The organism is Pseudoalteromonas sp. MMG007 (assembly GCF_018100985.1).
In the GTDB taxonomy this organism is placed as follows: Bacteria; Pseudomonadota; Gammaproteobacteria; order Enterobacterales; family Alteromonadaceae; genus Pseudoalteromonas.
In genome coordinates, this window is record NZ_JAGJEI010000002.1 from 250826 (window position 1) to 264833 (window position 14008).

General features: G+C 38.2%; 13 protein-coding genes. 9 read left to right on the top strand and 4 right to left on the bottom strand.

Going from position 1 to position 14008, the window contains the following annotated elements; genetic code table 11:
• Positions 1–58 precede the first annotated feature (58 nt).
• Both ispZ and J8L71_RS04960 read left to right on the top strand, forming a co-directional pair.
• Positions 59–634, top strand: coding sequence for a septation protein IspZ (gene ispZ, locus J8L71_RS04955; RefSeq protein ID WP_210999541.1), 576 nt, complete (start codon positions 59–61; stop codon positions 632–634).
• Between the two features lie 67 nt (positions 635–701).
• Positions 702–1343, top strand: a complete 642-nt coding sequence (locus tag J8L71_RS04960) for a CPBP family intramembrane glutamic endopeptidase (protein WP_210999542.1) — start codon at positions 702–704, stop codon at positions 1341–1343.
• 41 nt (positions 1344–1384) lie between these two features.
• Here J8L71_RS04960 and J8L71_RS04965 read toward each other — a convergent pair whose 3' ends face one another.
• Positions 1385–2809: a sodium-dependent transporter gene (locus J8L71_RS04965; protein WP_210999543.1), complete on the bottom strand. Its 1425-nt coding sequence runs from the start codon at positions 2807–2809 to the stop codon at positions 1385–1387.
• A 187-nt stretch (positions 2810–2996) separates the two neighbouring features.
• Here J8L71_RS04965 and J8L71_RS04970 point away from each other — a divergent pair, with 187 nt between their 5' ends.
• From J8L71_RS04970 to J8L71_RS04990, 5 genes are all read left to right on the top strand, one after another.
• Positions 2997–3299 (top strand): YciI family protein, encoded by a 303-nt coding sequence (locus J8L71_RS04970; RefSeq protein ID WP_210999544.1) that lies wholly within the window; start codon positions 2997–2999, stop codon positions 3297–3299.
• Positions 3300–3457: 158 nt separating this feature from the next.
• Positions 3458–3718, top strand: coding sequence for a PepSY domain-containing protein (locus J8L71_RS04975; protein ID WP_210999545.1), 261 nt, complete (start codon positions 3458–3460; stop codon positions 3716–3718).
• Between the two features lie 3 nt (positions 3719–3721).
• Positions 3722–4396, top strand: coding sequence for a response regulator transcription factor (locus J8L71_RS04980; RefSeq protein WP_058548980.1), 675 nt, complete (start codon positions 3722–3724; stop codon positions 4394–4396).
• The gene (locus J8L71_RS04985; RefSeq protein WP_210999546.1) at positions 4390–5727 is read left to right on the top strand and encodes an ATP-binding protein; all 1338 of its coding nucleotides are present in this window, start codon (positions 4390–4392) and stop codon (positions 5725–5727) included. The genes J8L71_RS04980 and J8L71_RS04985 overlap by 7 nt, the downstream gene beginning before the upstream one ends.
• Entirely contained in the window at positions 5714–6127 is a 414-nt protein-coding gene (locus tag J8L71_RS04990) for a hypothetical protein (RefSeq protein WP_210999547.1), read from the top strand. The genes J8L71_RS04985 and J8L71_RS04990 overlap by 14 nt, the downstream gene beginning before the upstream one ends.
• Before the next feature lie 13 nt (positions 6128–6140).
• On the opposite strand, the gene J8L71_RS04995 is transcribed toward J8L71_RS04990, so the two are convergent.
• The gene (locus J8L71_RS04995) at positions 6141–7175 is read right to left on the bottom strand and encodes an AI-2E family transporter (protein ID WP_210999548.1); all 1035 of its coding nucleotides are present in this window, start codon (positions 7173–7175) and stop codon (positions 6141–6143) included.
• A gap of 469 nt (positions 7176–7644) precedes the next feature.
• Here J8L71_RS04995 and J8L71_RS05000 point away from each other — a divergent pair, with 469 nt between their 5' ends.
• Positions 7645–8535: a TIGR01777 family oxidoreductase gene (locus J8L71_RS05000; protein WP_210999549.1), complete on the top strand. Its 891-nt coding sequence runs from the start codon at positions 7645–7647 to the stop codon at positions 8533–8535.
• A gap of 613 nt (positions 8536–9148) precedes the next feature.
• Positions 9149–9835 carry a GGDEF domain-containing protein gene (locus J8L71_RS18500; RefSeq protein WP_247655198.1) on the top strand — a complete coding sequence of 229 codons (687 nt, stop codon included), beginning with the start codon at positions 9149–9151 and terminating at the stop codon, positions 9833–9835.
• A gap of 88 nt (positions 9836–9923) precedes the next feature.
• Here J8L71_RS18500 and J8L71_RS05010 read toward each other — a convergent pair whose 3' ends face one another.
• Complete coding sequence (locus tag J8L71_RS05010) at positions 9924–12476, bottom strand: glycoside hydrolase family 3 N-terminal domain-containing protein (RefSeq protein ID WP_210999551.1); 2553 nt, start codon at positions 12474–12476, stop codon at positions 9924–9926.
• On the bottom strand, positions 12476–13750 hold the full coding sequence (locus tag J8L71_RS05015) for a sugar MFS transporter (RefSeq protein WP_210999552.1): 1275 nt from the start codon (positions 13748–13750) through the stop codon (positions 12476–12478). Before J8L71_RS05015 ends, J8L71_RS05010 begins: the two co-directional genes overlap by 1 nt.
• Positions 13751–14008 lie beyond the last annotated feature (258 nt).

Genomic DNA, 14008 nt, shown 5'->3' on the forward strand with positions numbered 1-14008 from the left:
GCTTGGTGTTATGTGGTAAAAACTTCCCTGACTTCTTTTTGTATAATTTAGGTAGTATATGCACGCATTAATTGAATACATTCCGCTCATATTATTCTTTGCGGTATTTAAATTGGTTGATATTTACTGGGCAACGGGCCTTTTAATGGCAACCACACTTATCCAAGTTGCCTATAGCTACTTTAAACACGGTAACGTTCCTACCCGCCAGTGGATATTTTTTGGTATTGCTGCTGTATTTGGTTCGCTCACTTTAGTTTTTCATGATGAGCAGTATATAAAATGGAAAGCCACAATAATTTACGCCGGTTTAAGCTTAACCTTACTTGTGAGCCGTTATGTACTTAATAAAAACCTGGTTAAAAAAGCATTAAGCTCAATACTCGAAAACGCGAACGATTCAAAACTAGAAATTAAAGTGCCAGAGCCTCTATGGAACAAACTTAATTTAATGTGGGTTGCCATAACAGCCGGTATTGCGGTGCTCAATATTTACATTGCTTATAACTTTTCACTCGATTTTTGGGTTAACTTTAAAGTGTTTGGCTTGATGGGCATTACGTTTGTGAGTATTTTTGCCACTATTATTGCTTTATACAAATACCTACCTGACGAAGAAGAACCTGCTAAGTAAGTTTCTATCGTCATAAAAATGTCGTCTTTGCTTGTTAGTTTGTAAAAAAACGCAATCAGAGACGACCTTGAACGCCAATCAATACCGCTGGTTTGAATTTACCCTCATTTTTATAACGTTGCCTTTAATAGGTTTTTCGTTACGCGATTATTTAGCTAACTGGCTTATTCCCGCGTTAATAATTTTAATGAGTGTTTGTTGTATGTTGCTGCTTAGCGATCCGCACTTTAAACGCTTTAGACTCACAAGTCTTGGGCAGTTCTCTGCTGTTAAAAAGCGAATATTTAGCTTCTTTTTTCTAGGAGCCCTGTTCTCGGGTATGTTTTACGGCATTATCCACCAAGGAAACTGGTTTACCCTGCCCCTAAACTCTTTTAACGACTGGCTACTTTTGATTTTGCTGTATCCGCTACTTTCAGTATTACCACAAGAACTAATATTTAGAACCTACTTTTTCCATCGCTATAAACGCATTATGCCTAAAAAAGGGGTTCGTATAATTGTTAGTACCACTGTGTTTGCGCTTGCGCATATGGTGTATGCAAATTGGATTGCGGTAGGACTAGCATTTTTAGGCGGGTTACTCTTTTCGTATACCTATGCACAAAGCCGCTCAACGTTTGTATGTGTTATAGAGCATAGTTTTTGGGGCATTTGGATGTTTACACTTGGTATTGGTAGCTACCTTGATTCAGGCTCCTTGAATTAAAAAAGCCGCGATAAACGCGGCTTAACAATTTAATATTTGCCTTAGAATCCAAATATTTTCAGCTCGAAAAATTTAGTCGCTATAGTGTTGACCAAAATCAGTAACAAAATAATAGGGATAAATGTTGAAAGAGAAAAATTAACGTATTTTTCCATAAAACTACCCGCATAATTGGGTGATCCTAAACTTAACTCTTGTGTTAATCGTACTTTTTTCCAGCGGTACATTACAAATAAACATACCATTAGACCATTAAGCGGTAAAATGGTGTCGTAAAACACATCAACAATAATATCAAAAAAGCTCTTGTTTACGCCCCCATAACTGGTGAATGAAGTAAGGCTATCAATCATACCAAATGAAGCTGTACACATTATGGTCAAAATACCTGTAACGACCGTTAAAATACCAAGTGCTTTTTTACGACTAATACCTTTACGGTCACTGAGAGTTGCAGTCGGCACCTCAACAATAGAAACAAGCGATGTAATTGCAGCAAAGAATACTAATAAGAAAAACGAAAACGCCACAATTGATGCACCAACATAACCAATATCATTTTGCAGGGCTAATAAAATTTTAGGTAAATACACAAATATCATAGATACAGATGAATCTGAAAGTGAAGCTGGGTCTGTATTAGGGTCAAAGCTAAATATAGCAGGAAGTACCATTAAACCTGCCACAAATGCAACAAGTGAGTCTGTAATTGCGACCATTTTGGCGCTTCCTACTATGTCGTCTTTTTTAGAGATATAGGATGCGTAGGTCATTAATATACCCATACCTAGAGATAATGAGAAAAAAGCTTGGCTTAACGCACCATTAAGAACACTAGCACTCATTTTTGAAAAGTCAGGTACAACGTAATACTCAACCCCAGCCATTGCATTATCTAAAGTTAGTACATAAACAACTAAAGCAAGTAGCATAACAAGTAGCGCTGGCATTATAAATTTAGCTGCTTTTTCAATACCTTGTTTAACACCACCTAACAATATTAAGTTTACCAATATAACAACTACCGCCATGTATCCAAATACAGTATAGCTATTGATAAAGCTACCAAAGTGAGCCGGTTGAGCAAGTAAGTCTAAATTACCCAATGCCGTTTGGGTTAAGTACCCAAAAATCCAAACCGTGATCACCATATAAAAAACAGCAATCATGAAAGGCGTTAACACGGCTAAAAAGCCGGCAAACTTCCATTTTTTATCGTTATCAGCCAAAATTTTGTAAGCGCCTAAAGGATCTTTTTGCGCTTTACGCCCCATTGCCATTTCGGCCATCATCACTGGTAAACAGATAAATGCGACAAACAAAGCGTAGACGAGTAAAAATGCGCCGCCACCATTTTTTGTTGCAGAAACAGGAAAACCAACTAAATTACCTATGCCAACTGCAGACCCTGCAGCTGCTAATATAAATCCGAGGCGGGAACTAAAGTGCTCTCTATTTTCGCTCATGCGTTAACCTTGTTATTATTTATGTTATCCAAGCGACTCTACCAGTGTTACACCGCGCTTTTCAAGCAATTGCAGCGTAAAAAATAATTCTTGGTGTAAACCTGTGTAAATACGCTTTTAATTCACCAGCTATCAACGCTGTGGTATTATTTGATTAAACAAATTTAACAAAATTATGAGATTTATTATGTTGTACATGATTTACTCAACTGACGTTGAAAACAGCCTAGAGCTTAGAACAGCAGCTCGTCCTGCCCATTTAGCGCGCTTACATGAGCTTGATGAACAAAATCGTTTATTTACAGCAGGCCCTTTACCTGCGATTGATAGCGAAGACCCACAAGATGCTGGTTTTACAGGTTCTTTAGTTATTGCAGAATTTGGATCTTTAGAAGAGGCGCGTGAATGGGCTGCTGCTGACCCATACGTTGCTGGCGGTGTTTATGAAAATTCAGTAGTTAAACCGTTTAAAAAAGTGTTACCCGCTTAATTGTGATATGCCCTGAGGTCAGTTGCTTCTTACAATTCAGGGTTTGTTCACAGGATTTTAATTAAAATTGCACGAGTAAAACTAAATTAAACGTTTTTACTTGAATTTTAGTAACTTAGTTAATTAAACTAGGTGGGTCTGGTCTAGGAGTTTCCGTCATGCGCGTATTATTAAGCCTAAGTTTAATTGCTTGTATTAGCTTTGCTAATTTTGCTCAAGCAGCTACAACGAGTACAAAAACAGTAAAAGCTGAGGTAAGCAAAAAGAAAGCTGTAATACTTGCTAAACAATCCATAGACGGTAAAACCCTTAAAATTACTGATAAAACAGATTTTTATACCGTACGAATACTCAAATCTGACGGCCACGTCGTTGATTTACATATAAATAAAAAAACCGGCGAAGTGAAAAAGGATTAACAAATGCGAATTTTAGTTATAGAAGACGATTTACATTTAGCAGATAACCTACGTAACGCACTAGAAAAAGAGCGTTATAGTGTGGATTTATGCCACGATGGTGAAGCAGGTCTTTTCCACATTACAGAGTACCCGCTTGATATGGCCGTAGTTGATTTAGGTTTACCTAAAATAGACGGTATTGAGCTAATTAATAAAGCACGTGCGCAAGGTATAACAATCCCTATTTTAATCTTAACAGCCCGTGACCGTTGGCAAGATAAAGTTGAAGGATTAGATGCCGGTGCCGATGATTACTTAACTAAGCCATTTCATGTTGAAGAATTAATAGCACGTTGTAATGCGTTAATTCGTCGAAGTGCAGGTAAAGCAAACCCAGAAATGACTGCTGGACCTATCAAAATTCATACACGCTCACAGCAAGTATGGGTTGATGATAAAGAGCTTAGCTTGACAGCGTACGAGTACAAAGTACTTGAATACTTAATGGTTAACCCTCAAAAAGTGATTTCTAAATCAGAGCTTACTGAACACATATACGATCAAGATTTCGATCTTGACTCGAATGTAATTGAAGTATTTGTACTTCGCTTACGCAAAAAACTTGACCCTGAAGGCACATTAAACCCAGTAGAAACACTACGCGGGCGTGGTTACAGGCTTAAAAGTCAGTGGTAGCACCTCAAATATCGCTAAAAATAAGACAAGGATTTATCCTTGTCTTTGTTTTATTAATCGCACTGCCCATATTATTTTACTCAATTGGTAAAGCGTATTACGCTTCATTAGTTGATGCGACAGAAAAAACCCTCGAAGCACAGCTCTACTCTTTAATCTCTGAAGTGGACTTCACAGAGCATGGTATTATTATGCCAAGCACTATTCTCGCGCCAGAACTCAACAGATTAAATTCAGATACCTACGCTATGATTTACCGTGACAATGATCCTATTTGGCATTCTGAGTCGGCGGTTAATGTTAACTTTGTTCCCCAGCAAATAGAGACTAAGGCAGGTGCCGCTGATTTTCGCCGCGTAGAATATAAAAATACAGTGTATTGGCAACTGAGCCTTACTGTCATTCTTAATAACATTGACCAATCTGAACAAGCCCGCTTTATATTAGTAAAACGAAATGATGCACTACTTAGATTAATGGATGGTTTTAAGCAAACCTTGGTTGATTGGATGTTCATTATGGGTATTGCAATCGCTGGGCTTATGGCGATTGGATTTATTTGGAGTGCACGACCGCTGCAGCGCCTCGATAAAGAGATAAAAGCAATTGAATCGGGCGATATCCAAGAAATTAAAGGGCTCTACCCTGTTGAATTACAAACAATAAAGTCAGACCTTAATTTATTACTTGAGTCGCAACAACGTCAAAAAGAACGCTACAGAGCGTCATTAAGTGACCTTGCACATGCGCTTAAAACACCACTTGCAGTTTTAAAATCAAGCCCGCTTGCAAACGATGCAGATGCACAAGAACAATTAGACCGAATTAATGTGATGATCGAGCATCAGTTAAAACGTGCTGCTACTGGCGCATCAGACACATGGAAAAAACAAACGCCGCTTAAGCCTGTGGTTGACTCTATTTTAAGTGCTATGGCCAAAGTTTATCGTGATAAAGATATTATATTTAATTGCACTGTAACCGAAAAAGACTACTTTTTGGGTGATCAAACCGATTTAATGGAGCTACTTGGTAACTTAATTGATAACGCCTGTAAAGCGTGTCGCTCACAAGTTGAAGTACAAGTGATTCAAGCTAAAACGCTATGTATAGGTATAAGTGACGACGGCCCAGGTGTGCCTGAGGATAAACGTGAATCCCTTCTTACACGAGGCACTCGCCTTGATACATACGAAAGTGGGCACGGCGTAGGCATGGCAATTGTATCTGATTTAGTTAAGTCGTATCACGGGACGCTTACTATCACTAAATCTGATAATTTAGGTGGTGCGCAATTTATTTTAGAGTTTAATTATAATGACAAAAAATAATGCTTTTACCAAATTAACAGTAAGTATGCTTTTAATTGCAAGCCAATACAGCCTTGCGGACGACACCTGCACATTAGCAGCAAACGCAAGCACTGACGAAGCTAAGCGATACATTCAGTGCCTTGACACCGAACTTGAAAGAGCAAAGCAAGTGCAAGGCACTTGGATACAAAAGCGTAAATATGAGCTGGGACAGATAGAGGACTCAACAGGCAATACACAAGTGTTGCCTTTATTTAAAAGAAGTATTTTTGATCACGAAAAATATGTAGAAAGCAGCTGTCAGTGGCGCTATTTACTAGAACTTCCAAATGTTACTACAGCAGCGATAAACTATAAGCAGTGTGAAATTCAATTAGCACATCAGTTTACTGACATTTTAAAAACGCCAGTAAACTAGTAATTTAACTAACTCAATCTCGCTCTATTTTTTCGCCACTGCCTAACATGGTGGCAACCCACTTGCCTTCTTCACTTGCTTCTAATGCAATTTTAACAATCATTGTTAGTGGCACTGATAGCAACATACCTACAGTGCCAAGCAACCATCCCCAAAATATTAATGATAAAAATACCACTAAAGTAGAAAGCCCAAGTCCCTTACCCATAAATTTAGGCTCTATGATATTACCCATCACTGTATTTATAGTTAAGTAGCCTGCCCCAACAAGCCCAGCAACTAAAGGACCTTGCGTTATTAAGGCAAGCAGTACGGCTGGCACTGCAGCAATAATAGAACCAATATTAGGAATGTAATTAAACATAAATGCTAATACACCCCACAATACAAAGTAATCTACATCTAAAATCCATAAATAAAACGCAGCTATAGTCCCCGTGCCCAAGCTGACTAGTGTTTTGATAGCCAAGTATGAGTTTATAGATTCTAAAAAGCGGTCAATCTGCTTCATTTTGTTGTCAGGGTCTTTAAGTGCCGCATGAATTTTGTTTCGCAGCATTGGCCCTTCAAACAACATAAAAACAACGGTTAATATAATCAAAAACATATTAGCCATTACGCCACCTAAACCAGTGAGCATATTAGTGGCTACATCAACCATTTTACCTGGGTCGAACATAGAAATAATCTGATCTTTGTTAATTAAAATATTGTACTGCGAAGCTAAGTCTACTAACCATACAAAATCTTCTTGAAGCTTTGCTTTGTATTGAGGTAATTGCTGCGAAAAGTCATTAACTGATTGCCCAACAAGGCCACCCAAACTAACACCTAAACCAACTATAATAAGTACAACCAGCATTACTGCTATACTTTTAGGTATGCCGTAACGTGCAAAAAATTTAATTAATGGATTACAAACAATGGCAATGAATGCCGCTAAAATAAAGGGAATAATAATTACGCTTGCTGATTTAATCCCTGCAAGTACGACTACTAAGGCTGCAAAAACTATCAAGCTTTTATTTACGCCAGTTAAACTTGCCAATTTATTAATCCTTTTATTAAAAATAAGGCTTTAGTGTAAGGCAAAAGCCAATTAAATGAAATATTTACCAAGTGATCATAAAAGTGAGCTTTACGTACAAAGTTAGATAACTAACAACTTGTTATTATTATTAAACATAATGTGAGTCTATATATTTAAAACAGTCTATTATTTATAAAATCTGCGTTTAGCTGTGATTATCACTTGAGATGGATTTTTTATTTAACCTAAATTCTGGTTAAGAGATTTACTAACATATTGAATCATTTTGATATTTAAATTTATTTTCTCGAGCAAGAGGTTTTCAGCTAAGGCGAGGCGAATTTATATGTCAATAGCTGGTCTATCTCCAGTAAATTTAGCGCAATTAGCGTCAAAAATAGCAGCTATAGATAAGTTTATTATCGCAATTTCAGGCTGATTCTCGTTCATAATAGTCACTGACCACACATTTTACTTGAGGTTTACTATGCATATATTTATTACCGGCGCTACAGGGCTAATAGGCAAACATTTATGCCCTTTTTTACTGCATCACAACACGGTGACCGTGCTTAGCCGTAATCCTACCAAAGCAAATGTACTGTTAAGCCATAAAGTAAACGCTGTAAGTGCTATTAACGAGGTCGACTTTAATACCGTTGATGTTGTAATAAACCTTGCGGGCGAGCCCATTGTTAATAAGCGCTGGAGCAATAAGCAAAAACAAATAATTCGAGATAGCCGCCTTATTATCACAGAGCAAATCTCAAGCGCTATTAAAGCGTGCTCTACTCCACCACACACGTTTATATCTGGCAGCGCTATAGGCTTTTATGGCCGTCAAGGCAATAAGGTCATCGACGAAAGTTTTAATGAACCGCATAATGAATTTGCGCACACCTTGTGTAAAGATTGGGAAAACGCAGCGCTTGTAGCTCAATCAGAGCAAACTCGTGTGTGCTTATTAAGAACTGGTATTGTGTTATCAATAAAAGGAGGGGCACTTGCCAAAATGTTACCTGCGTTTAAGCTATGTCTAGGCGGCCCTATCGCAAGTGGTGAACAAGGTATGTCGTGGATACACATTGATGATATGACACAGCTCATATTGTTTATAATAAAGCACAACGAAATATCGGGGCCTGTAAACGCAACAGCCCCTACCCCTGTTAGCAACGCTCAATTTAGTAAATGCTTAGGAGAAGCTCTATCACGCCCGGCATTTATGCCTATGCCCGCCTTTGTGCTTAAAACGTTAATGGGCGAAATGTCTGATTTGCTCACAACGGGTCAGTTTGTAAAGCCTACTAAGCTTCAAGAACATCATTATCGTTTTCATCATACCGATATAAAATCGGCTTTAGAGAGTTTGGTTTAGCGCACGTTAATATACACAGGGTTAGTATGGCAATTAAATAAAGCGGTACTTTTACCCTTGTTGACCTTTTTTAGTTAATACATAATAATTAGATAGTTATAACATTAGTATCCATTACCAATAAAGAGAGCTAAACGTGTTACATCTCCCTACTGTGATTTGCCTCTCTTTTATCCTTAACGTCATAATAGGTATATTCTTTTTATCTGTTTATAAATATAAAGACCAATCTGCATTTTTATTATTTAGCCTAGCTTGCTTTTCCTTTGCTACTGCAGAAGTACTTGCGAGTATTCGAATTTATATAGAACTTCATTTTGTAACTCACTATTTAGCAAACATTTTTATTATTTTAAGCCCACTCCTAATAACTATAGGACTGATAAAATATAAAAATGTACAAAATACCAGCTTAACGCCCTTGTACTGTATTTTAGGTTTTTCTGCATTTTTTTTATTGGCTATCTACCCTTATGATGCTGCAAAAATGCTGACGAGCTTAATTATTTCGGGTCTATTTTTTTACTCAGGTTATTTAATTAAAAGTATGATTTTTGTCGCTAAAATCCACAAGAAGGCACTAACTACTTGTTTTTTAGTACACAGCGGAGTTATGATTTTACAAGTAGCAGTACTATCAATACCCGTTCTTAGTAGAAACATAGTTGATATAACCGCTCCCTTACAAGCAATCCTGATCAGTCATTTAATATTAGCAACTCTGAGTGCACTTCTTCTTCCGTTTTTACTATTTTCAAACACTGAATACACGCTTTCAAACCTAGCTAATACTGACTCGCTAACTCAGCTTTTCAATAGACGAGGCTTTTTTAATAAAGCCAAAGAGTCACTTAATCATCTAAGTAATAAGGGTAAAAGCGTTAGTATAATTATTTTAGATATTGATTTTTTTAAGCGGGTGAATGATAAATATGGCCACGATACAGGTGATCATGCAATTAAATGGATCGCCCAAAGTATTAAAGAACAATTTATGAACGCAGGCATTAGCGCTAGAATAGGCGGAGAGGAATTTGCAATTCTACTGCCTGATTATACGTTAAATGCAGCAAGGGAATCAGCAGAGTATTTACGCGAAAATATATCCAAACAGCCTTTTTATTATCAAGGCACTTATATAAACCTTTCTGTTAGTGCTGGTGTAAGCTCTACAATAAACGGCAAAATGAGCATAAAGGATTTGCTCTCATTAGCGGATAAACGACTCTACCTCGCTAAAGAAACAGGCAGAGATAAAGTAGTTACCCTAGATGAAAGACAGTTGTTATTACAAAACTAAATTATCATTTCTTAAATTTATCTATCGCATAAAAAAGCCCTTCAGTAGAAGGGCTTAAACACAATATCGCTTTATCTAAAAGCTTTAATTACTTACAAGAGAGTGTTGCGCCATTAGCTTTATTAGGCAAAAACTGTATATTTGCAACTGATACCGAAGCCTTAGCGTTGCTATGTAAGCTAAATGGGCTGGTTAAGCTTGCAAAGTTAACGCCCTTATCAGCATAACAACCTAAATCGACAGAAACTGTTTGCCATTTATTAATAACAGTTTTGTCTACTATTTTTGCTAAATCAATGCCTGCGCCACATGCACCTGAACATGACATTGCTAAATCAACAGGGCCAGTTAGAGCCTCATTTAATTTTATGTCAAAGCTGATAACCGCATCGGCTTCTAAGTAGGCAATAGTGTCTTCTGCAAAACTAGTCACTATTTCTGCACTGGCTTTTTCAGTACCACTAAAGTTAAATTGACGTGCATCCTCTTGGACTGTTTTATCTTCAGTGCGGTATTTGATTGCGCCAAACTCGTGTGTGCTGCTCGATACATCTAAAAGTTCATCGCCCGATTTAAGTAGTAATCTCCATGGAGCTATTGGCGCACCCACTAAAATGTCCATGCTGGTAAGTGCAGAGTTGTCTAATTTAGAGTCCTCATCTAGGTTGTCAGCCAGTACATTTTTATCACCATATGTTAAACCAAAGCCATACGGTAATAATGGGCTGTAATCTTCATCACCTTTATTAACGGTGCTTTGCACAGCCGATTTAGGCCAAGAAAATGACAACTTACCTTTAAAGTTATGTTGGGTCGCCCCATCTTTAGTTTTTAATATTACATCAGCAATACCTGCGCCCTCGGTACCTGGTAACCAGGCGGCGACAAACGCATCAGACGCATTTAGCTCACTATTAACCCACATAGGGCGCCCCGATATAAATACAGAAACAACTGGGATCCCTTTTGCTTTTAATGACTTTAAAAGTGCTAAAGATTTTTTATTACCGCGTTCAAATTCTAAATTATCTCTATCGCCATGCCCTTCGGCGTATGGCTCTTCGCCAAATACAACAATGGCAACATCTGGACGTTGCTCAAACGTACCATCAGCACTTAATATCGCTTTACCACCAGCGACTGAAATTTGCTCTTCAAGTCCTTTGTAAATTGACGTTGCACCAGGGAAATCAGCATTTTTATTATTAGTCCCTTGCCAAGTAATACTCCACCCGCCCGACTGCTTGCCTATGTTATCGGCACCATAGCCTGCAACCAGTACAGTTTGGTTGGCAGCAAGTGGTAAAATATTGTTTTTATTTTTGAGTAATACCAACGACTCACGGACCGCTTGACGAGCAACTTCACGATGCTCCTGTGCACCAATTAACTCTGTTTTACCCGAAAACTGACGCTTAGCAGGGCTTGGCTTATCAAATAAACCTGCGCGTAATTTAACGCGTAAAATCCTTGCTACCGCATCATCAATGCGCGACATACTGATTTCGCCAGATTTAACTTGTGCAATTGTGTTCTCGTACAAAGGCTTCCAAGCACCTGTTGGTACCATAAAAATATCCAGCCCTGCATTAACTGCTTGCGCACAGCTTTCGTTTGTACAGCCTTCAATTTGACCATGACCATTCCAGTCACCAACAACAAAGCCATCAAAACCCATACGTGTTTTAAGAACGTCAGTTAATAAGTATTTATTACCGTGGTTTTTAACGCCGTTCCAGCTATTAAAAGACGCCATTACAGATTGGCTACCTGCCGATAACCCACCAACGTAACCTTGGGCGTGTATATCAAACAAATCTTGTTCGCTGTCGATATTATTACCTTGGTCATCGCCATCTACTGTACCGCCATCACCTAAAAAGTGCTTAACGGTACTAATTACACGCTTATCACTTAAAAAGTCGCCATCGGCTTTGCCTTGTAAACCATTTACAATAGCAGCAGAGTAATCACGTACTATTTGAGGATCTTCAGAGTATCCTTCGTACGTTCTTCCCCAGCGATCATCACGAACAACAGCAACGGTAGGAGCAAAAACCCAATCAATACCGGTTGCCATTACTTCTACAGCGGTGATAGATGCTATTTGCTCTATTAATTCAGGGTTATTAGCCGCACCTAAACCAATGTTATGCGGAAATAAGGTCGCGCCAATAACATTGTTATGACCATGTACAGCATCGGTGCCCCACATTGTCGGAATACTAGTGCCATCAAGCGAGTCATCTACAGAGGCTTGGTAAAAACTCTCTGCCAATCCAACCCAGTCCATAGGTGTTGCATGTTTGTCGCCATTAGGAAATGCACCACCACCGTTAAGGTATGAACCAAAGCCGTATTTGCGCATGTCTTCAACGGTAATATCGCGAATTTCTGGTTGAATCATTTGAGCTACTTTTTGCTCAAGCGTCATCGTTTTTAAATAATCCGCTATTTTGGCTTCAATTGCTGGGTCTTGCTTTACGGCAATATTAAGTTTTGGCCAAATTTGCTCTGTTTTAGATAACGCATTATTAGTTTCAGGGGTTGTTGTCGCGTCATTTGAACAAGCCGATAAACTACCTAGTGATGCAATTAATGTTGCAAGTGCTATTTTATTTAGTATAAAAGGGGGTTTCATTATAGAGTCTCCTGAGCTTGAACTGGTTTGCTTCCGCTTAAACCATAAAACACGATAAATATGTAACATAAAATAGGTAAAACATACGAAAGTTGAACACCCACACTATCAGCAAGCGCACCTTGTAAAAGCGGCACTATTGCCCCTCCTACAATCGCCAAACATAAAATACCAGAGCCCTGCGCGGTATGCTTACCAAGCCCATTCAACGCTAAACTAAAAATAGTGGGGAACATAATAGAATTGAATAAGCCAACCAATAGTATTGACCACATGGCTAATTGGCCCGATGTGCTCATAGCTATAACCACTAAAATGATAGCCATGGTTGCGTTAAAGCCAAGTACTTTACCAGCGGGTAATTTTTGCATTACAGCAGCACCAATAAAACGCCCAACCATAGCGCCACCAAAATAATAAGTAATGTAATGAGCAGCAACATGCTCTTTTAAACCGGCAATATTTTCTAGTGCTAAAAAGCTTACTAAAAAGCTACCAATCGCCACCTCTGCACCTACATACGTAAAAATTCCCACAGCACCGAGCGTAAGGTGGCGGTATTGCCATGCACTGCCCTCAATAGTATTTGATTTTTCAGCGGCTTCTTTTTGCTCACTCATTATGTCTGGCAATTTAAGCCATGCAAAAATACCGGCTAATAAGATAAGCATGCCTGCTAAAAGTAAATAAGGAAGTTGTACCGACTCTGCATTTTGCGCAGGCGTTAAAAAAGCTTCAGACGCCGAATCTAATATTAAGAAAGCACCAAACGTTGGAGCAACTGTAGTACCTAGCGCGTTAAACGCTTGTGTAAGCGTTAAACGAGATGATGCTGTTTTAGGTGAGCCTAATAAACTAACGTAAGGGTTAGCAGATACTTGCAGTAATGTTATGCCGCTTGCTAATACAAACAGGGCAAACAAAAATACCGGATAATTGTGCATAGCGGCTGCGGGATAAAAAAGCACGCACCCTAACGCCGCAATTAACAGTCCAACTACTATTCCTTTTTTATAACCAAGCTTTTTAACAATATACCCACTAGGTAAAGACATTAAAAAATAAGCGCCAAAAAAGCAAAATTGCACAAGCATGGCTTGCACATACGTTAAATCAAAAACCGCTTTTAAATGCGGGATCAAAATATCATTTAAACAGGTAATAAAACCCCACATAAAAAACAGTGAGGTTAAAGAAGTAAGTGCAAAACCATAGTTTTTATCTTGGTAATTTTGCGACTGTGTGTGTGATGTCAGTGGTGCTGAACTAGCCATGTGCTCTCCGCAATTTATTATTATAAATTGATCTTCAGACCATTATTAATAAAAACCCCGCTAGGGCACAGTATTAAAGAGTTGACCTGAAGATTAATTAACATTAACCTTAAAATGTAAGCGCTTTCACGGCTAATTAAATACGAACATGTTACATATTTCAACAACTTTTATTTTTATTAATGTGTTGTAGCCGCCGAAAAGCAATAAATAAAAGCGTTAAGTGTGCAATTTAGATCTCAAAAAGGTTTGTAACTA

Excerpts from the sequence above, each read along its gene's own strand:
- J8L71_RS04980 (WP_058548980.1), top strand. The coding sequence starts at position 3,722 with ATGCGAATTTTAGTTATAGAAGACGATTTACATTTAGCAGATAACCTA.
- J8L71_RS04990 (WP_210999547.1), top strand. The coding sequence starts at position 5,714 with ATGACAAAAAATAATGCTTTTACCAAATTAACAGTAAGTATGCTTTTA.
- J8L71_RS04965 (WP_210999543.1), bottom strand. The coding sequence starts at position 2,809 with ATGAGCGAAAATAGAGAGCACTTTAGTTCCCGCCTCGGATTTATATTA.
- J8L71_RS04975 (WP_210999545.1), top strand. The coding sequence starts at position 3,458 with ATGCGCGTATTATTAAGCCTAAGTTTAATTGCTTGTATTAGCTTTGCT.
- J8L71_RS05000 (WP_210999549.1), top strand. The coding sequence starts at position 7,645 with ATGCATATATTTATTACCGGCGCTACAGGGCTAATAGGCAAACATTTA.
- J8L71_RS05015 (WP_210999552.1), bottom strand. The coding sequence starts at position 13,750 with ATGGCTAGTTCAGCACCACTGACATCACACACACAGTCGCAAAATTAC.
- J8L71_RS04970 (WP_210999544.1), top strand. The coding sequence starts at position 2,997 with ATGTTGTACATGATTTACTCAACTGACGTTGAAAACAGCCTAGAGCTT.
- J8L71_RS18500 (WP_247655198.1), top strand. The coding sequence starts at position 9,149 with ATGATTTTACAAGTAGCAGTACTATCAATACCCGTTCTTAGTAGAAAC.
- ispZ (WP_210999541.1), top strand. The coding sequence starts at position 59 with ATGCACGCATTAATTGAATACATTCCGCTCATATTATTCTTTGCGGTA.
- J8L71_RS05010 (WP_210999551.1), bottom strand. The coding sequence starts at position 12,476 with ATGAAACCCCCTTTTATACTAAATAAAATAGCACTTGCAACATTAATT.